Raw genomic sequence first — 22,748 nt, forward strand, 5'->3', positions numbered from 1 at the left:
GTGTTATGGCTGAAATTACACGCCGCCGTACCGGCGAACTGTTACGCGAGTTGTTCAACATTCTTATGTCCAAGACCGATGGACTGCGGGCCAGCGAGGCGCTGCAAACACTATCGGAGCGGGTCACGCTCACGCCCTATGAGACAGACACCTATGAGTCTGGAGGGCGGCGCTTTGACAAGATCGTGCGCTTTGCAACGGTGGATTGTGTCAAGGCAGGTTGGCTGCTTAAAGACAAAGGCATTTGGTCCATCACTGACGAAGGTCGCAAGGTGCATGCGGAGCTACAAGATCCGGAGGCCTTTTATCGCCAGGCCGTAAAGCTCTACAACGCCTGGCGTTCTGCCCAGCCAGATGCAGGGCCCGTGCCTGCTGTAGGCGCAGGAGACGCAGAGCCGCTAGACAGCGACAATGCGGCCAAAGCGGTAAGAATTACGTTTGAAGAAGCCGAAGAACACGCTTGGGCCGAGATTTCGCAGTACCTGCGCAACATGCCGCCGTACGAGTTTCAAGAGCTGGTGGCAGACTTGCTGCGCGCCATGGACTACTACGTGGCCTGGGTGTCGCCGCCGGGGAAAGATGGTGGCATCGATATCTTGGCGCAGCCAGACGTGCTGGGCACACGTCCGCCGCGCATTAAGGTACAGGTCAAACGGCAACAGCAGGCCGTGAGCGTGGACGGTTTGCGATCGTTCATGGCCCTCTTGGGCGATGAAGATGTGGGCCTATTTGTGTGCACTGGTGGTTTTACCAAAGACGCCATTTCCGAGGCGCGCACGCAAGAGAAGCGCCGCGTCACCCTAATCGGACTAGAAAAACTGTTTGATCTGTGGGATGAGCACTATGACCGCTTGTCCGACACGGCACGTAGGCGTCTACCCTTACGATCTATCAAATTTCTGGCACCTGACGGGGCTTGATACCTAGAAAAAGAAAAGCCCGCTTTCGCGGGCTTTTCCATTAAAGCTATTGATCTTGGCTTACTTACCCAACTTCAAAAAGTCATCCCCCTTGCCCAGCTCCAGCATCCCGGCATTGGAATAAATCCCCAGCTTGGCGCGCGTATCGGTGATGTCCAGGTTACGCATCGTCAGTTGCCCAATACGGTCCAGCGGCGAAAACGGCGCGTCTTCCACCTTCTCCATGCTCAGACGCTCAGGCGCGTAGGTCAGGTTGGGTGATTCGGTGTTCAGCAGCGAGTAGTCGTTGCCGCGGCGCAGTTCCAGCGTGACGGTGCCGGTGATGGCGCTGGCGATCCAGCGTTGGGCGGTCTCGCGCAGCATGATGGCCTGGCTGTCAAACCAGCGGCCCTGGTACAGCAGCCTGCCCAGCTTGCGGCCGTTGTCGCGGTATTGCTCTATGGTGTCTTCGTTGTGGATGCCGGTGACGAGGCGCTCGTAGGCGATGAACAGCAGCGCGAGGCCGGGGGCTTCGTAGATGCCGCGGCTCTTGGCTTCGATGATGCGGTTTTCGATCTGGTCGCTCATGCCCAGGCCGTGGCGTCCGCCGATTTCGTTGGCCTTGAGGATCAGGCTCACGAGGTCTGGGTATGCGACGCCGTTCAGTGCGACGGGGCGGCCTTCTTCAAAGGTCACGCTGACTTCTTCGGCCTTGACGACGCAGTCGTCTTTCCAGAAGGGCACGCCCATGATGGGGTTGACGATCTTGATGCCGCTGTTGAGGTTTTCCAGGTCCTTGGCTTCGTGCGTGGCACCCAGCATGTTGCTGTCGGTGCTGTAGGCCTTCTCGGCGCTCATCTTGTAGCCAAAGCCGTTGGCCGTCATGAAGGCGCTCATTTCAGAGCGGCCGCCCAGCTCGTCGATGAACTGCTGGTCCAGCCAGGGCTTGTAAATTTTCAGCGCGGGGTTGGTCAGCAGGCCGTAGCGGTAGAAGCGCTCGATGTCGTTGCCTTTGAAGGTGGAGCCATCGCCCCAGATGTTGACGTCGTCCTGCTTCATGGCCGACACCAGCATGGTGCCGGTGACGGCGCGGCCCAGCGGCGTGGTGTTGAAGTAGGTGACGCCGGCGGTGGTGATGTGGAAGGCGCCACTTTGCAGCGCTGCAATGCCTTCAGCGGCGAGTTGTGGGCGGCAGTCGACCAGGCGCGCCTTGATGGCGCCGTATTCCATGGCCTTGCGCGGGATCTCGTCGTAGTCGGCTTCGTCGGGCTGGCCCAGGTTGGCGGTATAGGCATAGGGCAGGGCGCCCTTCTGCTTCATCCACAACAGCGCGGCGCTGGTGTCCAGGCCGCCAGAGAACGCGATGCCGACCTTTTGGTTGGCGGGGATGTTTTGGAGAATGGTGTTTGACATTGAATGTGCCTCTAGCCCGTGTGAAATATGCGCAAGCAGCTATGAATAAAGGAGCGGTTTTGGATGGCTCCAGACGTTTTTTAACCGAAGTGGCAGATGTAGTGGTAGGCCGCTTCGCCTGCGGCAACGCGGATCTCGAATTTGGCATTGCCGGGGACGCTGAATTTTTCGCCGGCTGAGGACTTCATCCAGCTGTCGCTGCCGGCCAGCTTGTATTCGCAGGCGCCGGCCACGCATTCCATGATCTCGGGCGCGCCGGTGTTGAAGGTCAGGGTGGCCGGCAGGATCACGCCCACCGATTTTTTGCTGCCGTCGGCGAAGGTGATGCCGTGGCTCACGCATTTACCGTCAAAGTACACATTGGCCTGGGTGCTGACGCTGACGTTGTCGATTTTTTCGGTGGGCATGAAGAAGGGGTCTGAAAAAAGCAGGGAAGGGCGGGAAAAGGCGGGAAAGGACGGGGAAAAGGGCTGGGGCGGCACCAAAAACCCCTGATTTTAGGTCACGCCGCGCCCCGGGGGCGGGTCGCCGTGAATCCGTTGGGCCTTCTGTCGCGTATCCCCTGTCAATACCTCACAATGTTCGCCATGAAACCAGAAAGCCCGGACCTCCAATTGATCGCGCTGATCGACCGTGTGGCCCGGGCCGATGAAGCAGCCCTGCGGCAGCTGTACGACCTGAGTTCGTCCAAGCTTTACGGTGTCGCGGTGCGGGTGGTGGGCAATCGCGAATGGGCCGAAGACGTGCTGCAGGAGGCTTTCCTGAACATCTGGCGCATTGCCGGCGACTACAAGGCCACGCTCTCGCCACCCATGGCCTGGATGGGATTGATCGTCAGGAGCCGCGGCCTGGATTTCCTGCGCCGCCGAACGTCCGACCGGGCCGACCTGATGCAGGAACTGGACGACGTGCTGTCGGACACCGTGGCGGGCGACTCGCCCAACCCCATGGACACCACACAGGCCAGCGAACAGGCCTGGGCACTGCACCAGTGCCTGGACAAGCTGGAACAGAAGCAGCGCGAGGTTGTGAGCCTGGCCTACCTGCGGGACCTGAGCCATAGCGAACTGGCGGAACAATTGAAGCTGCCGCTGGGGACGGTCAAAACCTGGATACGCCGCGGACTTGAGCAGCTGCGCGGCTGCATGGCGAGGTTTGCGTAATGAACATCCGCAACAACCCCTCCCTCATGGATCAACTCGCGGCCAGCTATGCGCTGGGCACCTTGCGCGGCGGTGCGCGCCGCCGCTTCGAGGCCTTGGCGCGCGACGACGCCACCCTGCGCGCCGCGGCCCTGGTCTGGCAAAGCCGGCTGTCCTCCGTCGCCGAGCTGCAACCGCAGGCGGCGCCCAGCCCGGCGGTCTGGACGCGCATTGAAAACCTCGTCAAGGCCGACAAGGAGGCACGTGCCATGCAGGCCGCACGCGGCGCTGCGCCGGCAGCGGGCGGCTGGTGGGCCAGCCTGGGGCTGTGGCGCGGCGCCAGCGCTGCCGGTGCTGTGGCTGCGGCGCTGGCGGTCGTTGTCGGGCTGAATGTGAACTCGCGGCTGAGCGGGCAGGTCAGCGAGCTGTCGGCCAGACTCACGGCCACGCCGGAGATCGAATACGTGGCCGTGCTGACGGATGACAAGGCCTCGGCCTCGCTGCTGGTGACCTTTGACCCGAAGAACAAAACCCTGGTGCTCAAGCGCGTGGGCGGCTTCCGCGAGCAGCCGGACAAATCGCTGGAGCTGTGGGCCTTGCCGCCCGGCGCGGCGCCGAAGTCGCTGGGGGTGCTCAATGCCGACCCGGTGGTGCGCCTGGCCGCCGCGGGCACCGACATGCGGCAGGTGCCGACACTGGCGATCACGCTGGAGCCCAAGGGCGGTGTGCCGCCGGGCAGCGGGCCTACGGGGCCGATGCTATTCAAGGGCGCACTCATCGAGACGCCGAAGTAAGAGCGCTCTTGCCACCATGATTGGCAGGCAACAAAAAAAGGGCGCTGGTAGCGCCCTTTTTTGATGGAACCGGAAGCCGCGGCCTCAGGGCCTTAGCGCCAGTGATGGTGGCCGTAGCCCCGGCTGTAGCCGAAGTTCAGCGACAGGCCGATGGGTGGGTAGTAGGGGCGGTAGTAGGCCGGTGCGTAATAAGCCGGATAGACCACGGGCTGCACATAAGCCGGTTGCACATAGGTCGGGGATTGCTCGACGTAAGCCGGTTGTACGGGAATCGGCTGGCTGTAGGCTTGCGGCTGCTGGGGCGCGGACTGGAAGGTCTGCGGAGCGGGTGTCATGGCGCCGACCGGCGTGACCTGCAGGCGCACGTACTGGCCGGGATCGTTGGCCATCTGCGTGCTGTACTGCGTGCCCTGGTATTCATAGACCACGTTGTAGTGGCTGGGGCGATTCTCGTAATAGGTCTGCGTCGTGCACTGCTGCATGTTCTGGACCTGGTTGTTCGAGCCCTCGATGCGGTCGCCAATCATGGCACCGCCGACCAGGCCAATGACCGTGGCCACCGCACGGCCGCCGCCATTGCCGATGGCGTTGCCGGCTGCACCGCCTGCGATGGCGCCCATGAGTGCGCCGGCGCCTGAATTGGGAGATTGCGTGATGACCGGCTGGTTGGTGCAGACCTGGCGCGGCACGGCGACCTGCTGCACCACCGGCGTGCTGGAAATCACCCGCGCCAGGATGTCCATGGCGGAGGCGGGTACGGCGGCAAGGCCTGCGGCCGCGGCGAGGGTGGAGAGGACGAGTGCTTTTTTCATGGTTCGAATCCCTTTTCAGCAAATGGCTGAAGTTGCGCCGCCTGGTGGTGCTGCCCGGGGTGCGGGCGGCGGCGCTGGCGGCTAGTGCGATTTTAGTAAGTCAGAGCCGTTTTGGGGCGCGGAGTTCGGTAAATCGGCTGTAAAGCTCTTCAGGAACGGTAAAGCGCTGCGAAAGCGGTCCAAAAAGCGTGGAAAAACACCTATTTGTGTGAAGGTGCGCGGCATGCGCATCGGCGTTCAGACCCGCGCCGCCCAGGCCGCGGCATCAAAGCCGACGGTGATGCCCTTGCCCCAGTCCACCACGGGGCGCTTGATGACGCTGGGGTTGGCCAGCATCAGGGCCTGGGCGCTCGCGCTGTCCTGCGCGCCGGCCTGGGTTGCCGGGTCCAGCTTGCGCCAGGTCGTGCCCTTGCGGTTGAGCAGCGTTTCCCAGCCGGCGGCCTGGGCCCAGCGCCCCAGCTGTTCGGGCGGCACGCCCTGTTTTTTGAAGTCATGGAACTGGTGCTCGACGCCATGCTCGGTAAGCCAGCCACGGGCCTTTTTGACCGTGTCGCAATTGGGGATGCCGTAGAGAATGATCATGCGGTGATTCTGGCAGATGTAGCGGCTGCACCTGCGGCCTGCGAGGCTGGAATAATCAAACGATGCTGCCACCCGGTAGCCCCTGTTCGCTTCAACATTTCACGGATGTCCCATTCATGACCGCTGCTTCGGCCACGCCCACCGACTCCTCCCAAACCGTCTTGTACCCGCCCATCGAGCCTTTTCGCACCGGTGTCCTGGAAACCGGCGACGGCCACTCGGTCTACTGGGAGCTGTGCGGCAATCCCAAGGGCAAGCCGGCGGTGTTCCTGCATGGCGGCCCGGGCGCGGGCTGCTCGCCCGAGCATCGCCGCCTGTTCGACCCCGAGCGCTACTGCGTGCTGCTGTTCGACCAGCGCGGCTGCGGCCGCTCGCGTCCCAGCGCCTCGCTGGACAACAACACGACCTGGCACCTGGTGGCCGACATCGAACGGCTGCGCAGCCTGCTGGGCGTGGAGCGCTGGCTGGTGTTCGGCGGCTCCTGGGGCAGCACGCTGGCGCTGGCCTATGCGCAGACGCATCCGGCCCGGGTGTCCGAACTGGTGGTGCGCGGCATCTTCGCGCTGCGGCGCGCCGAAGTGCTGTGGTACTACCAGGAAGGCGCCTCCTGGCTGTTCCCCGACCTGTGGGAGGGCTTTCTCGCGCCGATTCCCGAGGCCGAACGCGGTGACCTGATGGCCGCCTACCGCAAACGCCTGGTCGGCAGCGACAGGGCGGCGCAGCTGGCGGCCGCGCGCGCCTGGAGCCTCTGGGAAGGCCAGACCATCACGCTGCTGCCGGATCCGGCTTTCACCGCGCTGCACGGCGACGATGATTTCGCGCTGGCCTTCGCGCGCATAGAAAACCACTACTTTGTGCACGCCGGCTGGCTCGAAGAGGGCCAGCTGATCCGCGATGCACACAAGCTGGCCGGGATTCCCGGCGTGATCGTGCAGGGCCGCTACGACGTGGCCACACCGGCCAAAACCGCCTGGGACCTGCACCGCGCCTGGCCCGAGGCCGATTTCCAGCTGGTCGCCGATGCCGGCCATGCTTTCAGCGAGCCCGGCATCTTGCATCGGCTGGTCGCCGCAACCGATCGCTTCGCCCGCTGAGTCCAGGGTTTTGGCCCGTGCGCGACAATTCGGGCCTGTATGCAAAACCTCAACACTCTTGAAGATTGGCTGGCTTACTGCGAGCACCTGCACCCTGTCGGCATTGACATGGGCCTGACGCGTATCAGCGCCGTCGCCAAACGCATGGGCCTGGCCTTTGACTGCCCCATCATCACGGTGGCCGGCACCAACGGCAAAGGCTCGACCTGCGCGATGCTCGAAGCCATCCTGCTGGAGGCCGGCTACCGCACCGGCGTTTTCACCTCGCCGCACCTCGTGCATTTTGAAGAGCGCTGCCGTGTGCGCGGCGATATCGTCAGCGCCGCCGACCTGGTGAAACAGTTCGCGCGCGTCGAGGCGGCCCGCACGCAGGGCGAGGCGATTTCGCTGACCTATTTCGAATTCACCACCCTGGCCATCCTGCAACTGCTGGCGGATGCGAAGCTGGACGTCGTCATCCTCGAAGTCGGCCTGGGCGGGCGGCTGGATGCCGTCAACATGCTGGACGCCGACTGCGCGGTGATCACCAGCATAGACCTGGACCACATGGAATACCTGGGCCCCGACCGTGAAAGCATAGGCCGCGAAAAAGCCGGCATCATGCGCGCCGGCAAGCCGGTCATCGTGAGCGACCCGGTGCCGCCGCAAAGCGTGATGGACCATGCCGCGGCGGTGGGCGCCGATTTGTGGCGCTTTGGCACGGACTTCAATTTTTCGGGCGACAAGCAGCAGTGGGGCTGGGCCGGGCGCGGGCGCCGGTACGCAGGGCTGGCTTACCCGGCGCTGCGCGGCGCCAACCAGCTGGTCAATGCCTCGGGTGTGCTGGCGGCGCTGACGGCGCTGCGCGACCGCCTGCCGGTCACGGCCCAGGCGGTGCGCAACGGCCTGTCCATGGTCGAATTGCCGGGGCGCTTCCAGATCGTGCCCGGCCAGCCCACGCTGGTGCTGGACGTGGCGCACAACCCACATTCGGTGGCCGCGCTGGCCGAAAACCTCGATGCCATGGGCTTTTACCCCTGCACCCATGCGGTGTTCGGCGCCATGGCGGACAAAGACCTGGCCCCCATGCTGGCGCGGGTCGCGCCGCTCATCGACAAGTGGTATTTCACCGATCTTCCGACACCGCGGGCCGCCACCGCGGCGGATTTGCAGGCGCGCTGGACGGCGGCCAACACCCGGCCCGACGCCACCTCCGGCACCCATCCGTCCCCCGAAGCGGCGCTGCAGGCGGCGGTCAAGGCCGCGACCCCCGCTGATAGAATCGTTGTGTTCGGCTCGTTCTACACAGTGGGCGGTATTTTGAAGGACGGCGTGCCGCGTCTTTCGGCCCCGCACCTGGCCAGCTGAAGCCGGACGCGCCGCCCCCGGCCCCGCGTTCCGGAGGGCCCGGAGCCCACCTTCACCGTTAACGCCACCCTTATCGGATCCAAGCCACACCATGCCGTTTTTCAACTTCCGCCGGGGCGGCTCCAACGCTGCCTCCAATGCCGGGCCAGCCGCTCAACCGGAAAGCGTGGAAGTGATGCGCAAGCGCGCCAAACACCGGCTGATCGGTTCGGCCGTGCTGGTGCTCATCGGCGTGGTGGGTTTTCCGCTGCTGTTCGACACCCAGCCCCGGCCCATCCCGGTCGACATCCCCATCGAGATCCCCGGCAAGGGCACGGTCAAGCCCCTGGCCGCGCCGGCAGCGCCGACCGCTACGGCCCCCGCGCCGGCGGCAACCGCAACACCAGCCCCCACGCCCGCTGACAAAGTGGCCGCAGCCGCGAGCCTGGCGCCCAAGGAAGAAATCCTGCCGTCCAAGCCCGCCGCTGCTGCGTCTGCGCCGGCAGCGGTCAAACCCGAAGCCAAGCCCGAGGCAAAACCGGCGCCCAAGCCTGAGCCCAAGCCGCCCGCCAAGCCTGAACCCAAGCCCGTCGCCAATGCCGATGCCGCTCGCGCCAGCGCGCTGCTCAACGGCAGCACGCCGCCGGCCGCCGCCAAACCGGCCGCCTCCGAGGCCGAAGGCCGGCTGGTGGTGCAGGTGGGCGCCTTTGCCGACGTCGCCAAAGCGCGTGAGGCGCGCCTGAAGCTCGAAAAAGCCGGGCTGAAAACCTATACGCAAGTCGCGGAAACCAAGGACGGCAAGCGCATTCGGGTCCGTGTGGGGCCGTTTGCCACCAAGGCCGAGGCTGAAAAGGCTGCCGGAAAAGTCAAGAGCCTTGATTTACCGGCCGCCATCCTGACCTTGTAATGATTCGTGACGGCTGTTGACTGGATTTTGCTGGGGGTGCTGGTGTTTTCCATGCTGCTGGGCGCATGGCGCGGGTTGGTGTACGAGGTGTTGTCGGTGCTGGGCTGGGTCGTGTCGTTTTTTKTGGCGCAATGGTTTGCGCCTGACCTGGCCACCCGGTTGCCGCTGCAGTCGGCGGCCGACCCGGTGCGTTATGCGGCGGCCTTTGTGCTGATCTTCATCGCCTCGGTGTTCGCGGCGGGGCTGCTGGCGTTTTTGGTCAAGAAACTGGTGGCCGCCGTCGGCCTGGCGCCCATTGACCGTGTGCTGGGCGCCGGGTTCGGCGTGCTGCGCGGCGTGATTTTGTTGCTGGCCGCGACCGTCGTGATCGACATGACGGCGCTGAAAACCAGCGACTGGTGGCGGGAATCAAAGGGCGCGCCGGTGTTGGCGGCCACGCTCAAAGCCCTGAAGCCGGTGTTGCCCGAACAGTTTGCGAAATATTTAACCTAACTTTGAAGAGTCAACTCATCATGATCGGAACACCATGTGCGGGATAGTCGGCGTCGTCAGCAAAGCCCCCGTCAACCAGCTCATCTATGACGGCCTGCTGCTGCTGCAGCACCGCGGCCAGGATGCGGCGGGCATCGTCACGCAGCAGGGGCGCAAGTTCTACATGCACAAGGCCAAGGGCATGGTGCGCGACGTGTTCCGCACCCGCAACATGCGCGCGCTGCCGGGCACGGTGGGCCTGGGCCAGGTGCGCTACCCGACGGCCGGCAACGCCTACAGCGAAGACGAGGCCCAGCCTTTTTATGTCAACGCACCTTTCGGCCTGGTGCTGTCGCACAACGGCAACCTGACCAACGCGGCCGAACTCAAGGCCGAGCTCTTCAACACCGACCACCGCCACATCAACACCGACAGCGACTCCGAAGTGCTGCTCAACGTACTGGCGCATGAGCTCGAGAAAACCACGCGCGGCCTGCCGCTCAAGCCCGTCGACGTGTTCGCCGCGGTGCGCGGCGTGCACAAGCGCGTGAAGGGCTCCTACGCCGTCGTCGCGCTGATCGCCGGCCACGGCCTGCTGGCCTTCCGCGATCCCTTCGGCATCCGCCCGCTGTGCATAGGCCGCGGCCAGAACGAGGGCGGCGCCACTGTCATGGTGGCCAGCGAATCGGTGGCCCTGGAAGGCACCTCGCACCAGTTCGAGCGCGACATCGCGCCCGGCGAGGCGGTGTATGTGGACATGGAAGGCGTGGTGCACGCCGAGCAGTGCGCGCCGAATGCCAAGCTCAACCCCTGCATCTTTGAATTCGTCTACCTGGCACGTCCCGACTCGGTGCTGGACGGCATCTCGGTCTACCAGGCCCGCCTGAACCTCGGCGAGACGCTGGCCAAGCGTGTGGTCTCCACCGTGCCGCCCAGCGAGATCGACGTGATCATCCCGATCCCGGAATCCAGCCGCCCCAGCGCCACGCAACTGGCGCATCTGCTGGGCATTCCCTACCGCGAGGGCTTCGTCAAGAACCGCTACGTCGGCCGCACCTTCATCATGCCGGGGCAGGGCGTGCGCAAGAAATCCGTGCGCCAGAAGCTCAACGTGATTGCCAGCGAGTTCAAGGGCCGCAACGTGCTGCTGGTCGACGATTCCATTGTGCGCGGCACCACCAGCCGTGAGATCGTGCAGATGGCGCGCGACGCCGGCGCCAAAAAGGTTTACCTGGCCAGCGCCGCGCCACCCGTGCGTTTCCCCAATGTCTACGGCATCGACATGCCCACGCCGGGCGAACTGGTGGCGCATGGCCGCACCATCGAGGAAATCCGCGAAGTCATTGGCTGCGACGCGCTGATTTACCAGGACGTCGAGGGCATGAAACGCGCCATCGGCTCGCTCAACACCAAGCTCGACGGCTTTGACGCCTCCTGTTTTGACGGCGTCTACATCACCGGCGACGTCACGGCCGAAACCATTGCCGCGATGAACTCGCAGCGCGCCGACACCGCCGAGAAGATCGGCGAGGACAGCGACGTCGATGTGTCACGCCTGGCGCTGCCCAATCCGCAAGAAGCCTGAGCATGACAAAAAGAAAACTGCCCGACAACCTGCACCGCGACACGCTGGCCGTGCGCGTGGCGCTGGAGCCCAGCCAGCACGGCGAAAACTCCGAAGCGCTGTACCTGACCAGCGGTTTTGTGCAGCCCGATGCCGAGACCTCGGCGCGGCGCTTTGCCGATCCGACGGAGGGCTACACCTACGGCCGCACTTCCAATCCCACGGTCACGAGTTTTGAGCGCCGCCTCGCCGCGCTCGAAGGCACGGAAGCGGCCATTGGCGCCTCCACCGGCATGGGCGCCATCCTCATGATGTGCATGGGCCTGCTCAAGGCCGGCGACCACGTGATTTGCTCGCGCTCCATGTTCGGCTCGACCATCGCGCTGATAGGCCGCGAGTTCGGCAAGTTTGGTGTTGAAACCACCTTTGTCTCGCAGACCGACATCAGCGAGTGGAAGGCCGCCTTGCGTCCCGGCACCAAGCTGCTGTTCGCCGAAACGCCGACCAACCCGCTGACGGAGGTCTGCGACATTCGGGCGCTGGCCGACCTGGCACACAGCGTGGGCGCCTTGCTGGCGGTCGACAACTGCTTTTGCTCGCCGGCCTTGCAACGCCCGGTGGAGTTCGGCGCCGACCTCATCATGCATTCGGGCACCAAATACCTGGACGGCCAGGGCCGTGTGATGGCGGGCGCGCTCTGCGGCCCGTCCAAACTGATCGTCGACGTGTTCGGGCCCATCGTGCGCACCGCCGGCATGACGCTGGCGCCTTTCAACGCCTGGGTCGTGCTCAAGGGCCTGGAAACCTTGAGCATCCGCATGCAGGCGCAGAGCGCGAACGCGCTGGCCGTCGCGAAATGGCTGGAGACCCAGCCCGCCGTGAAGCGTGTGTACTACCCCGGCCTGGCATCGCATCCGCAGCACGAACTGGCCATGCGCCAGCAGTCGGGGCTGGGCGGCGCGGTGCTGTCCTTCGACGTGCGCGGCGACACGCCGGAAACGGCGCGCGCCAATGCCTTCCAGGTCATCAACAGCACGCAGGTGCTCAGCATCGCCACCAACCTGGGCGACACCAAGACCATCATCAGCCACTCGGCCACCACCTCGCACGGGCGCCTCAGCGAAGAGCAGCGCCAGGCCGCCGGCATAGGCCAGGGCCTGGTGCGCGTGGCCGTCGGGCTGGACCACGTGGACGACATCAAGGCCGACCTCTCCCGCGGCCTCAGCCTCATCGCATGACTGCAGTAATGACTCAAAAGACCCGCACCCGCTTCGCCCCTTCACCGACAGGCTTCATCCACCTCGGCAACATCCGCTCCGCGCTCTACCCGTGGGCCTTTGCCCGCGCCACCGGCGGCGACTTCATCCTGCGCATCGAGGACACCGACGTGGAGCGCTCCAGCCAGGAGGCCGTCGACGTCATCATCGAAGGCATGCGCTGGCTGGGCCTGAACCACGACGAGGGCCCGTTCTTCCAGATGCAGCGCATGGACCGCTACAAGGCCGTGCTTGCGCAGATGCGCGCCGACGGCCTGGTCTACCCCTGCTACATGAGCGTGGCCGAGCTCGACGCCCTGCGCGAAAAGCAGATGGCCGCCAAGGAAAAACCGCGCTACGACGGCACCTGGCGCCCCGCGCCCGGCAAGACCCTGCCGCCCGTGCCCGAAGGCGTGTTGCCGGTGCTGCGCTTCATGAACCCGCAAGGCGGCAGCGTGGTGTGGGACGACAAGGTCAAGGGCCGCATCGAGATCAGCAACGACGAACTCGACGACCTCGTCATCGCGCGGCCCGACGGCACGCCGACCTATAACTTCTGCGTGGTCGTCGACGACATCGACATGGCCATGACCCACGTGATACGCGGCGACGACCACGTCAACAACACGCCGCGGCAGATCAACATCTTCAAGGCCCTGGGCAAGGAGCCGCCGGTCTATGCCCACCTGCCCACCGTGCTCAATGAGCAAGGCGAAAAACTCAGCAAGCGCAACGGCGCCAAGCCGGTCACGCAGTACGCCGCCGAAGGCTATCTGCCCGACGCCATGGTCAACTACCTGGCGCGCCTGGGCTGGAGCCACGGCGACGACGAAATCTTCAGCCGCGAGCAGTTCATCGGCTGGTTCAACCTGGACCATTTGGGCAAGAGCGCCGCGCAGTTCGACGAAGCCAAGCTGCGCTGGGTCAATGCCCAGCACCTCAAGGCCATGCCCGACGACAAGCTCGCCGAGGCGGTCACGCCTTTCCTCGCGGCGCAGGGCGTCACGGGCCAGGACACGGCATGGATCGCGCGCGGCTGCGGCCTCTTCAAGGACCGCTGCAGCACGCTGGTGGAACTGGCCGGCTGGCTGCAGCGCCTGGTCACGGGCGGCCAGCCTGGCGCTGAAGACCTGGCCACGCACGTGACCGATGCCGTGCGCCCCGCGCTCGCCAAACTCGCCGATGCCCTGGGCTCGGCCGAGTGGAACAAGGCCGCGATTTCCGCGGCCATCAAGCAGGTGCTGGCCGACACCGGCCTCAAGATGCCGCAGCTCGCGATGCCGGTGCGCGTGCTCGTGATGGGCACACCTCAGACCCCGTCACTCGACGCGATTCTGGAGCTCATGAAACGCGAAGATGTGGTCTCCCGGCTCAAGCTTGTCTGAGGATTTGAAAAAGATCAAATTTTCGGGCTATAATTCAAGGCTCGACACAATTGCAGGGCAACTTGCAATAGCTTGAAGGGGGTATAGCTCAGCTGGGAGAGCGCTTGCATGGCATGCAAGAGGTCAGCGGTTCGATCCCGCTTACCTCCACCAAAGTTTGTCGCGAAGAATTTGAAGTTAGCCGGGACTTTGTGTCACCACAAAAGCCCGTCGGAAATTCCAAGGTTTTGACCCTATCGTCTAGAGGCCTAGGACACCACCCTTTCACGGTGGCTACAGGGGTTCGAATCCCCTTAGGGTCGCCAGCATTCATCACCTCGTGTGGTGCCCAAGGCGCAAGTTGACAACCGCAGTCCCGCAAGGGCCAGCGACTTGGCTCGAAAGAGCGAATGTTGTCACTACCAGGAGTGGTAGTTCAGTTGGTTAGAATACCGGCCTGTCACGCCGGGGGTCGCGGGTTCGAGTCCCGTCCACTCCGCCAAATCCGAAAAGGGCCTGCAAGATTTCTTGCAGGCCCTTTTTTCGTTTTCGGCTTTTGTGTCCTGCGTGCGGACGGTGACGAAATGGTCGAACTCATCCGTCACCACCACGCACCCCAGGCAGCCCGGCACCTTCTGCATCGCTTTTTCGAAATCGGCGAAGGACTGCGGGGTGGACCGTCCAGCACTCCGCCGATCACGACCTGCATGCCAAGGTTTAGCGAAGCAGGATTGAGCAGCGCAACCCGGTCCAGGTCAGGCACCGGGTAATGGTTTCATTCTGTAAACGCACTTTTATTTCTTAATATTATTTAATTAAACAATTTTCGAAAATTTTTTATCGAATTATTCAAATATTTAACCTGAAAAGTCGATCACATTGCAACCCTGTTATACGGCCTCGGCGATAGACTTTGTTTCAACGCGGCCCATGCCGTATCAAAGAGGAGCAATGCGATGATGAACCCAAGGTATGAGAAGCGCTTCTTACTGGCCATGGCGCTGGTCTTGCTGGCCCCTTGGGCTGGCGTCCACGCGCAGGGCTATCCGTCCAAACCGGTCCAGCTGGTCATCCCTTTTCCGCCGGGAGGCGCCACCGACATCGCCGGACGCCTGGTCGCCAAAAAGCTGGGCGAGCGCCTGGGGCAGCCAGTGGTCATCGACAACCGCCCGGGCGCCGGCACCATCGTCGGTGCCGCATTCGTCGCCAAGGCGTCGCCTGACGGCTACACGCTGCTGATCAGCTCGGGATCCACCTTCACGGTCAACCCGGCACTCATGCCCAAGCTGCCTTACGACCCGATCAAGAGTTTCGAGCCTGTCGGGATGGTGGCGCGCGTTCCCCTGGTTTTGCTGGCTAACGTCGATGTCCCGATCAACGACCTGAAGCAGCTGATCGCGGCGGTGCAACGCGCACCGGACAAGTACGTGTACGGCTCCTTCGGCAACGGTACCACGGGACACTTCGCCGGCGAATTGCTCTGGAGCACCGCCGGCATCAAGCTGCAGCACATCGCATACAAGGGCAGCGCGCCGGCGATGACCGACCTGATGGCCGGCCAGATCCCGTTCGCGATTGACACCGTCGCAGCAGCGTTGCCGCAGCTGAAGGCGGCGAAGCCGAAGATCAAGGCCATCGCCGTCACCGGCGCCAGCCGCGCGACACAAATGCCCACCGTGGCGACTGTTGCGGAGAGCGGCTTCACCGGCTTCTCGGCCGATTCCTGGCTCGCCATTGCCGCGCCCAAGGGCTTGCCGGCGGACGTGAAAGCCAAACTGCAGAAGGCGCTGGCCGACACCATGAAGGATCCCGAGATCCGCGACAAGCTCGTCGCCAACGGACTCGAGCAAGCCTGGGAACCCGCTTCCGCGGTTGCGGCGCGCATTGAAAACGAACTCCCCCGCATGCGCGCGGTCGTCCTGCGTTCCAACATCCGGGTCGATTGAGCGTGGCCGCCGGCGGGGAGTGTTGCCCGCGGGACCGGATTCGCCATCGACGGTCTCAGGCATGGCTGGTGAAAGCGTTGCACGTGAGGGTTGGACCTCGTGAAGGAAACTGGAAATGAGAACTGGTCAGTGGATCGCCCGCCTGGCGGGCTTGGTCATCGCGGGCGGCATAACGTCGTCCGTGCCGGCCGCGCAGCTTGTCGTCGGTCAAGTGGCGCCGTTGACCGGTATCGACGCGAGCCAGGGCCGCGCCTACGCGGCCGGCATGCTGTTGCATTTCAACGCCGTGAACAAGGCCGGTGGGGTCAACGGAAACACCTTCACCCTGGCGCGCCGCGACGACGCCGGGCGACCCGATGAAACACTCACCCAGACACGCGCGCTTCTGGCCGAGGACAAGCCGGTGGTGCTTGCCGGCTACTTTGGAAGCCGCAATATTGCTCAACTGATCAGCGCGGGCGTCTTTGAGCGCGAGCGCATCGTGCTGGTCGGCTTCCGCGCGACCGAACTGAACCTGGAGGCTCCGCAACTTTACGGCGTGCGTGCCACATTGCGAGACGAACTTGCCAGAATCACGGCGCACCTGGCCACGGTCGGAATCACCCGGCTGGGCTTGTTTCACGAAAACGGCTCCGGCGCTGCGCCGCTCATCGCCGCCGCACAGGAAGCCGCGGCGAATGCCAAGGCCAGGATCGTGCAAACGGCGGGTTATGACACCGGAACCAACCGCGTGAGCGCCGCCGCCGACGCCATGCTGCAGGCAGCGCCGCAGGCGATCATCATGATTGCCAGTGGAGGCGCTGCTTCGAACTTTGTGGAGAAATACCGTTCAGCCGGGGGAACGGCCCAACTGTTCGCGCATTCGGGCGCGGACATTGAGCAGATGTCGAAACGGCTGTCAGAAGAGCAGATGCAAGGCATCGCGATCGCCCAGGTCACGCCCAGCCCCTACAAAATGACAAACCGGCTCTCCAAGGAATTCAACGACATCGCGGCAACGGCAGGCGCGCAGGATGTTCCGATCAGCTACGCCATGATGGAAGGCTTCATCGCTGCAAAGGTGATCGTTGAAGCCGCCCGGCGGCAAGGCGCGCGTGTGACCCGTGAAGGTTTTGCGTCCGCTCTGGATGGACTGGAAAGCTATGACCTCGGAGGATACGTCATCGGATTTCGGCCGGGGATGCGCAATGGTTCGCGCTTCGTGGAGATGACCATCATCAGCGGGAACGGAAGAATCCGGCAATAAACATCCAGGGAATCGCCAAAAGCCGCCTGTCACGCCGAGGGGCGAGGGTTCGAATCCCGTCCACTCCGGCGACCCGCACGCGATTTTGATTGTTGGCTGCAGGGCAGGGCGCTGGTATCAAAAGTAACGCTGCCCGTCCAGACCGGAGCTCGCGCCACGCTTCGGCCATAATGAGAATAATTCCCATCTACGACGCGCGCGCCTGGTCAGCCACCGCCACATCTCGTCTGCCGCTTGGAGGGGTTCGTCACTTCCCATGGCATTGACCGACCTGTGCTTGAGCGCTATTACCAAGAACTGCTGAACTTCTGTTCCCGCACGGTGCGCAACCGCGATGCCGCGGCTGATGTCGTGCAGGAGAGTTATGCGCGCGTCCTGGCGGTGCAGCATTCCGGCCAGGCAGTGCCAGAGCCACGCGCGCTGCTCTACCGCACGGCGCGCAACCTGCAGATCGACCAGCACCGCCGCAGCGAAGTGCGCGGCGAAGCGCTGCACCCGGACGCCGAAGCCTCGGCCGCCGAACTCGACAACCTTGCGGCGCCGCAGGCCTTCGAGCCCGATGCCGCTGCCTCTTCCGCGCAGGGAGTGAATGCCCTGCTGGCCGCCATCGATGCCCTGCCTTTGCGTTGCCGAGAGGCCTTTGTCCTGCACAAGTTCGACGGCTTGCCGCATTCGGAAGTGGCCGAGCAGATGGGCATATCGCGCAAGATGGTCGAGCAGCACATCAAACTGGCCATGGATGCCTGCAGGCGCTGCAGGGATGGCTTGGATGGAACGCCTGTTGCCGCCCCAGCCCCCAAGCTTCGAAGAAGAAAACCTCCCCGCGAATGACTTTTTGTATGCGTTCCTGCTTTCCCGGCCTAGGGTTTTGCTGTGCTCGTGCGTCTACATCCAAGAGCCGATAAGCACACCATGACCATCCCGCCGCCAGCCCACCCGCCAGCCGCACCGTCCACTGACCCCGACGAAGCGGCGCTGGACTGGTTCGTGCGGCGCGCCGGCGGGCTGCTGGCTGCGGCGGACGAGGCCGCATTCCAGGCCTGGCTGGCGGCGGACAGCGCCCACTTCGCGGCTTTCGCGCGCCACCAGGACGACTGGCGCGCGCTTGATGCGCTGCCGGCGGAAGGCCTGCGCACGCTCAGGCAGAACCTTGCCGACGACAAGGCCGCCGCCGCACCGCGCCGGCAAGCCTGGTGGCGCGAACTGGCCGCCTGGGCGCCGCAAGGCGCGCTGGCCGCCGTGGCGCTCATGGTCTCCTGCGGCGGCTACCTGGCCTGGGGCCTGTGGCAGCAGCAAGCTTTGTTCACGCAGACCTTTGCCACCGCGCGCGGCCAGCAACTCGAGGTGACCCTGCCCGAAGGCAGCCGCCTGAGGCTGGACACCCTCACCAGCGCCGAGGTGGCGCTGTACCGCGGGCGCCGCGAGGTCCGCCTGCCGCAGGGCCAGGCCATGTTCCAGGTCAAGGGCGATCCGGCGCGTCCCTTCGACGTGCTGGCCGGTCCCCTGCGAATCACGGTCGTCGGCACGCGCTTTTCGGTGCGCTACACACCCGGCGTTCCGGGCCGCGCCGGCGTCCAGGTCGCCGTGGAAGAAGGGCGGGTGCGCGTGGCGCGCGCCGAACGCTCGGCCGCGGGCGATGCGGCGGTCGAACTTGTCGCCGGCCAGCAGATCGCCAGCGACATGACGGGCCTGCTGGGCGCCGTGTCCGCGGTTCCCGCCGCGGGCATCGCGCCCTGGCGCGAAAGCCGCGTCAGTTTCGACGACACGCCGCTGGACCAGGCCCTGGCCGAGTTCGGGCGCTACGGCCCCGTGCACCTGACGGTGCGGGACCCGGTCGTCGCCGCGCTGCGCGTGACCGGTACCTTCGACCCGCGCCGTCTCGACAACTTCTCGCGCATCCTGCCGCAGGTCTTGCCCGTGCGCTTGCGCGAGCGCGATGGCGAAGCCGAGATCGTCTCCGCCGGCCACTGAACGCCAACTGGCTGGCCGTTCGCCGGCCATCAAACTCCGTCAATTCACCGCGCGAAAAATTTTTGCGCCCGACCTAGGGTTTCCCAAACCCCATGCGTCTACATGAGAAGGATTCTTATTTGAACCCCATTTAACCCTTCTTCCGGAGATTGCACGCATGCCTCGTTCCCGTTTCCACCTGCCCCCTTTGGCCTTGTTTTTGGCCCTCGGCAGCCCGGTGGTTTATTCACAGGGCGCCGCCGGCGCGCGGGCCGCCACCCCCCTGCAGATCAGCATGGGGGCGCAGCCCCTGGCCCAGGCGCTCAACAACCTGGCGCAGCAGGCCGGGCTGGAGTTGATGGTCCAGCCCGCGCTGGTGGCTGGCAAGACGGCGCCCGTGGTGTCCGGCCGGCTGACACCGCAACAGGCGCTGGACCGGCTGCTGGCCGGCAGCGGGCTGGCAGCGAGCATAGACGGCAATGTGTTTGTCGTGAAGGCGGCTTCGGCCACGACGGGCGCCCAGACCCTGCCGGTGGTCACCGTGACGGCCGGCGCGGAGGAGACGGCTACCAGTGGCGGCAACGGCTATATCGCCAAGCGCAGCGCCTCGGGCTCCAAGACCGACACGCCCATCATCGAGACGCCCCAGTCGATCTCGGTGGTGACCAAGCAGCAGCTTGAAGACCAGAAACCGCGCAGCGTTCCCGAAGCCTTGAATTACGCGCCCGGCGTTTTCACCGGGCTGGTCGGTTCCTCCAACCGCTACGACTACGTGGCCCTGCGCGGTTTCAAGGACAGCAGCGTGGACAGCACCCTGCTCGACGGCCTGCGCATGCTGAGCGACCAGGGCAGCTACACCTCCATGCAGGTCGACCCTTATTTCCTGGAGCGCATCGACGTGGTGCGCGGCCCGGCCTCGGTGCTGTACGGCCGCGCATCGCCGGGCGGCCTGGTGGCGCTGACCAGCATGACGCCGCAGTACCAGCCCTACCGCGAAGTGCAGCTCACGGTCGGCAACCGCAACCGCCGCGAAGCCGCCGTTGATCTTTCGGGCCCCATCGACAAAGACGGCGTGATGGCGTTCCGCGTGACAGCGCTGGAACGCTCGCTGGACTCGCAGTTCAGCACGGTCAAGGAAGAGCGCCAGGCGCTGGCCGCCTCCCTGGCGATCAACCCGTCCACGGACACGCGATTGCTGCTGCAGGCCTACCTGCAGGACGACCCCGAAGGCAGCTATCACAGCGGCGTGCCGGCGGACGCCAGCCTCAACGCCAGCCACAATGGCCGGCTGATTTCGCGCTACTTTTTTGATGGGGACCCCAGCGTCGAGAAATACCAGCGCAAGCAGCGCTTCCTCGGCTACCAGTTCGAGCATGCCTTCAACGACGCCTGGAAATTCCGCCAGAACTTCCGCCACGTGCGGGCCGACACCACGCTGCGCCAGATTTACGGCTACGGCTGGGCCAGCGCCAACGAGCTGACCCGCTTTTATTCCGGCGCCAACGAATCGACGCGCGGCAACACCATCGACAACCAGCTCGAGGGCCGCTACCAGACCGGTGCGCTCAAGCACACCGTGCTGGCCGGGCTCGACTACCAGAAGCGCCGCGTCAGCGGCAGCTGGGAATCGGGCAGCGCGCTGCCCATCAATGTGCTCACCCCCAGCTACGGCGCCCCGGGCCTGACCGGTGTGACCAGCGACCCGATTGACCGCAAGCTGGAACAGACCGGCCTCTACCTGCAAAACCAGACCGAGCTGGACCGCTGGCGCTTCACGCTGGGTGGCCGCATGGACTGGGCCAAGGCCTCCAACCAGTACGGCACCGGCAACCCGGCGCAGTGGAGCGGCTCCAAGTTCACCAAGCGGGCCGGCGTCGTCTACCTGTTCGACAACGGCGTCGCGCCTTATATCGGCTACTCCGACGGCTTCAACCCCAGCCTGCGCAACGACCGGCAGGGCAACAACCTGCAACCCGCCGAGACCAAACAGGTGGAGGTGGGTGTTCGCTACCAGCCCAAGGACTCCAACACCTTGCTGTCGGCGGCGGTGTACGAGCTGTCGCAGAAAAATGTCGCCACACGCCCGGTGGGCGCCGCCTACTTCGAGCCCACCGGCAAGGTGCGCTCGCGCGGCCTCGAGCTGGAGGCGCGTTCGCAGCTGAGCCGCAGCGTGTCGGTGATCGCCAGCTACACCTACACCGACATGAAGTTCACCGAGTCCTCGGACGGCTTCACCGGCAACACGCCCTACCAGGCGCCGCGCCACATGGCCTCGGTCTGGGGCGACTGGAACTTCACGCCGGGCTACACCATGGGCGCGGGCGTGCGCTATGTGGGCTCCAGCTGGGTTGACAACGCCAACAGCATGAAGGTGCCGCCCTACACGCTGGTGGACTTGATGCTGCGCGTCGACCTGGCCCAGCTGAGTCCGTCGCTCAAAGGCGCCAACCTGCGCCTGAGCGTCAACAACCTTTTCGACAAAAGCTACGTGGCCTCGTGCCTGAGCCAGCAGTACTGCTACTGGGGCGATGCGCGCAGCATGGCCGCGACCGTGACCTACCAGTGGTAGCGGCGCGGCCGGTTTTGCCGCCGGCCGCGTGCATTCTTTTCACCATCATGGCCGCCACCCGGCGTGCCGTTCCATCAGGGAGTTGAGTGCAATGAACAAGAATATTTATGACTTCGTGGCGATCGGGCTGGGGCCCTTCAACCTGAGCCTGGCCTGCCTCGCCGAGCCCATCGCCGGGCTGAACGCGGTCTTCCTGGAGCGCAACGCGGAGTTCAACTGGCATCCCGGGATGCTGATCGACAACACCACGCTGCAAAACCCCTTCCTGGCCGACCTGGTCAGCCTGGCGGACCCCAAGAGCTACTTCAGCTTCCTGAACTACTGCAAGGAAGAGGGGAAGATCTACTCCTACTACTTCCGCGAAAGTTTTTACCTCACGCGCGCCGAGTACAACGCCTACTGCCGCTGGGCGGCCGCGCGGCTGTCCAAGGCGCGCTTCGAGTACGACGTGCAGGAAATCGTCCATGACGCCGAATCCGGCTGCTACGTGGTGACCGGCGTGCAGGGGCCGCAGCGCGAGCCCTTCATCATGCGCTGCCGCAAGCTGGTGCTGGGGGTGGGATCCCGGCCGCTGTTCCCGGCCTGCTGCGCGCCCGGCGGCCACCGCTACCTGCACACCGCCGACTACATCACCAGCAAGGCCGAACTGCAGAAAAAACGCTCCATCACCATCGTCGGCAGCGGCCAGAGCGCGGCTGAGGTCTACCACGACCTGCTGAAAGAGGCCGAAGCGCACGATTACAGCCTGACCTGGATCACCCGCTCCTCGCGCTTCTTCCAGATGGAGACCACCAAGCTCACGCTGGAAATGTTCTCGCCGGACTACATCGACTACTTCTACAACCTCGACGACGGCAAGAAGGAGCGCATCGTGCGCGCGCAGGACAGCCTTTACAAGGGCGTCAACGCCAGCCTGATCAACCAGATCTACGACCTGCTCGACGACAGGCGAAAGCAGGGGCCTCTGCGCACCCACCTGATCACCAACTGCGAACTGCAGGGCTGCCGCTATGACGCCGCGGACGGCTGCTACGAGATCGAGTTCCGCCAGCTCGACAACGAGGCGCGCTACGCGCACCGCAGCGAGGGCCTGGTCTTCGCCACCGGCTACCGCGAGAACATCCCGGCCTTTGTCGACGGCATACGTCACCGCCTGCGCTGGGACGAGCAGGGCCGCTACCGGCTGGCGCGCAACTACGCCGCCGACTTCAACGGCAATGAGATTTTTGTGCAGAACGCCGGCCAGCACACCCACGGCATGACCAACCAGGACCTGGGCATGAGCTGCTACCGCAACTCCTACATCCTGCGCGAGCTCACCGGTGTCGAGCACTACAAGATAGAGCGGCGCGTCGCGATCCAGGATTTCACCATCCCGTCCACCGCGGACTTCGTCCTGCTCTGAGGCTGGAG

General features: G+C 64.6%; 20 protein-coding genes and 3 tRNA genes. 19 read left to right on the forward strand and 4 right to left on the reverse strand.

Annotation, left to right across the window (positions count from 1 at the left end):
* Positions 1–5 precede the first annotated feature (5 nt).
* Positions 6–920, forward strand: a complete 915-nt coding sequence (locus AC1D1F_RS07695) for a restriction endonuclease (RefSeq protein WP_477678685.1) — start codon at positions 6–8, stop codon at positions 918–920.
* Positions 921–980: 60 nt separating this feature from the next.
* Here AC1D1F_RS07695 and argG read toward each other — a convergent pair whose 3' ends face one another.
* The gene (gene argG / locus AC1D1F_RS07700) at positions 981–2,312 is read right to left on the reverse strand and encodes an argininosuccinate synthase (RefSeq protein ID WP_477678684.1); all 1,332 of its coding nucleotides are present in this window, start codon (positions 2,310–2,312) and stop codon (positions 981–983) included.
* 80 nt (positions 2,313–2,392) lie between these two features.
* Positions 2,393–2,719: a pyrimidine/purine nucleoside phosphorylase gene (gene ppnP, locus AC1D1F_RS07705; protein WP_477696050.1), complete on the reverse strand. Its 327-nt coding sequence runs from the start codon at positions 2,717–2,719 to the stop codon at positions 2,393–2,395.
* A gap of 180 nt (positions 2,720–2,899) precedes the next feature.
* On the opposite strand from ppnP, the gene AC1D1F_RS07710 reads away from it, so the two are divergent.
* Both AC1D1F_RS07710 and AC1D1F_RS07715 read left to right on the forward strand, forming a co-directional pair.
* The gene (locus tag AC1D1F_RS07710) at positions 2,900–3,475 is read left to right on the forward strand and encodes an RNA polymerase sigma factor (protein WP_477679090.1); all 576 of its coding nucleotides are present in this window, start codon (positions 2,900–2,902) and stop codon (positions 3,473–3,475) included.
* Positions 3,475–4,248: an anti-sigma factor gene (locus tag AC1D1F_RS07715; protein WP_477679089.1), complete on the forward strand. Its 774-nt coding sequence runs from the start codon at positions 3,475–3,477 to the stop codon at positions 4,246–4,248. The genes AC1D1F_RS07710 and AC1D1F_RS07715 overlap by 1 nt, the downstream gene beginning before the upstream one ends.
* 92 nt (positions 4,249–4,340) lie before the next feature.
* Here AC1D1F_RS07715 and AC1D1F_RS07720 read toward each other — a convergent pair whose 3' ends face one another.
* Together AC1D1F_RS07720 and AC1D1F_RS07725 are read right to left on the reverse strand one after the other, a co-directional pair.
* On the reverse strand, positions 4,341–5,060 hold the full coding sequence (locus AC1D1F_RS07720) for a glycine zipper 2TM domain-containing protein (protein ID WP_477679088.1): 720 nt from the start codon (positions 5,058–5,060) through the stop codon (positions 4,341–4,343).
* A gap of 237 nt (positions 5,061–5,297) precedes the next feature.
* Positions 5,298–5,642 (reverse strand): ArsC family reductase, encoded by a 345-nt coding sequence (locus AC1D1F_RS07725; RefSeq protein ID WP_477696049.1) that lies wholly within the window; start codon positions 5,640–5,642, stop codon positions 5,298–5,300.
* Between the two features lie 161 nt (positions 5,643–5,803).
* On the opposite strand from AC1D1F_RS07725, the gene pip reads away from it, so the two are divergent.
* From pip to AC1D1F_RS07805, 16 genes are all read left to right on the forward strand, one after another.
* Complete coding sequence (gene pip / locus AC1D1F_RS07730) at positions 5,804–6,736, forward strand: prolyl aminopeptidase (RefSeq protein WP_477696063.1); 933 nt, start codon at positions 5,804–5,806, stop codon at positions 6,734–6,736.
* 39 nt (positions 6,737–6,775) lie between these two features.
* Positions 6,776–8,083, forward strand: coding sequence for a bifunctional tetrahydrofolate synthase/dihydrofolate synthase (folC, locus tag AC1D1F_RS07735; protein WP_477676410.1), 1,308 nt, complete (start codon positions 6,776–6,778; stop codon positions 8,081–8,083).
* Positions 8,084–8,174: 91 nt separating this feature from the next.
* Positions 8,175–8,969 carry an SPOR domain-containing protein gene (locus AC1D1F_RS07740; RefSeq protein WP_477676409.1) on the forward strand — a complete coding sequence of 265 codons (795 nt, stop codon included), beginning with the start codon at positions 8,175–8,177 and terminating at the stop codon, positions 8,967–8,969.
* A 6-nt stretch (positions 8,970–8,975) separates the two neighbouring features.
* On the forward strand, positions 8,976–9,461 hold the full coding sequence (locus tag AC1D1F_RS07745; RefSeq protein ID WP_477700692.1) for a CvpA family protein: 486 nt from the start codon (positions 8,976–8,978) through the stop codon (positions 9,459–9,461).
* A 34-nt stretch (positions 9,462–9,495) separates the two neighbouring features.
* Positions 9,496–11,025, forward strand: a complete 1,530-nt coding sequence (purF, locus tag AC1D1F_RS07750) for an amidophosphoribosyltransferase (RefSeq protein ID WP_477696048.1) — start codon at positions 9,496–9,498, stop codon at positions 11,023–11,025.
* A 2-nt stretch (positions 11,026–11,027) separates the two neighbouring features.
* Positions 11,028–12,242, forward strand: a complete 1,215-nt coding sequence (locus AC1D1F_RS07755) for an O-succinylhomoserine sulfhydrylase (RefSeq protein WP_477676412.1) — start codon at positions 11,028–11,030, stop codon at positions 12,240–12,242.
* 8 nt (positions 12,243–12,250) lie between these two features.
* Positions 12,251–13,645, forward strand: coding sequence for a glutamate--tRNA ligase (gltX, locus tag AC1D1F_RS07760; RefSeq protein ID WP_477676406.1), 1,395 nt, complete (start codon positions 12,251–12,253; stop codon positions 13,643–13,645).
* 77 nt (positions 13,646–13,722) lie between these two features.
* A tRNA-Ala gene (locus tag AC1D1F_RS07765) sits at positions 13,723–13,798 on the forward strand.
* A 76-nt stretch (positions 13,799–13,874) separates the two neighbouring features.
* Positions 13,875–13,950 (forward strand) — tRNA-Glu (locus AC1D1F_RS07770).
* 99 nt (positions 13,951–14,049) lie between these two features.
* Positions 14,050–14,126, forward strand: a tRNA-Asp gene (locus tag AC1D1F_RS07775).
* A 457-nt stretch (positions 14,127–14,583) separates the two neighbouring features.
* Entirely contained in the window at positions 14,584–15,570 is a 987-nt protein-coding gene (locus AC1D1F_RS07780; RefSeq protein WP_477696062.1) for a Bug family tripartite tricarboxylate transporter substrate binding protein, read from the forward strand.
* Between the two features lie 115 nt (positions 15,571–15,685).
* Complete coding sequence (locus AC1D1F_RS07785) at positions 15,686–16,816, forward strand: ABC transporter substrate-binding protein (protein WP_477696047.1); 1,131 nt, start codon at positions 15,686–15,688, stop codon at positions 16,814–16,816.
* A gap of 273 nt (positions 16,817–17,089) precedes the next feature.
* Positions 17,090–17,647, forward strand: coding sequence for a sigma-70 family RNA polymerase sigma factor (locus AC1D1F_RS07790; protein WP_477676403.1), 558 nt, complete (start codon positions 17,090–17,092; stop codon positions 17,645–17,647).
* Positions 17,648–17,728: 81 nt separating this feature from the next.
* A complete protein-coding gene (locus AC1D1F_RS07795) occupies positions 17,729–18,787 on the forward strand; it encodes a FecR family protein (protein WP_477676402.1) in 1,059 nt (352 codons plus the stop codon).
* Between the two features lie 157 nt (positions 18,788–18,944).
* Complete coding sequence (locus tag AC1D1F_RS07800) at positions 18,945–21,335, forward strand: TonB-dependent siderophore receptor (RefSeq protein WP_477696046.1); 2,391 nt, start codon at positions 18,945–18,947, stop codon at positions 21,333–21,335.
* Positions 21,336–21,426: 91 nt separating this feature from the next.
* Positions 21,427–22,740 carry a lysine N(6)-hydroxylase/L-ornithine N(5)-oxygenase family protein gene (locus AC1D1F_RS07805; RefSeq protein WP_477696045.1) on the forward strand — a complete coding sequence of 438 codons (1,314 nt, stop codon included), beginning with the start codon at positions 21,427–21,429 and terminating at the stop codon, positions 22,738–22,740.
* The last annotated feature ends 8 nt before the right edge of the window (positions 22,741–22,748 follow it).

Source organism: Polaromonas sp. P1_H6, from assembly GCF_056405195.1.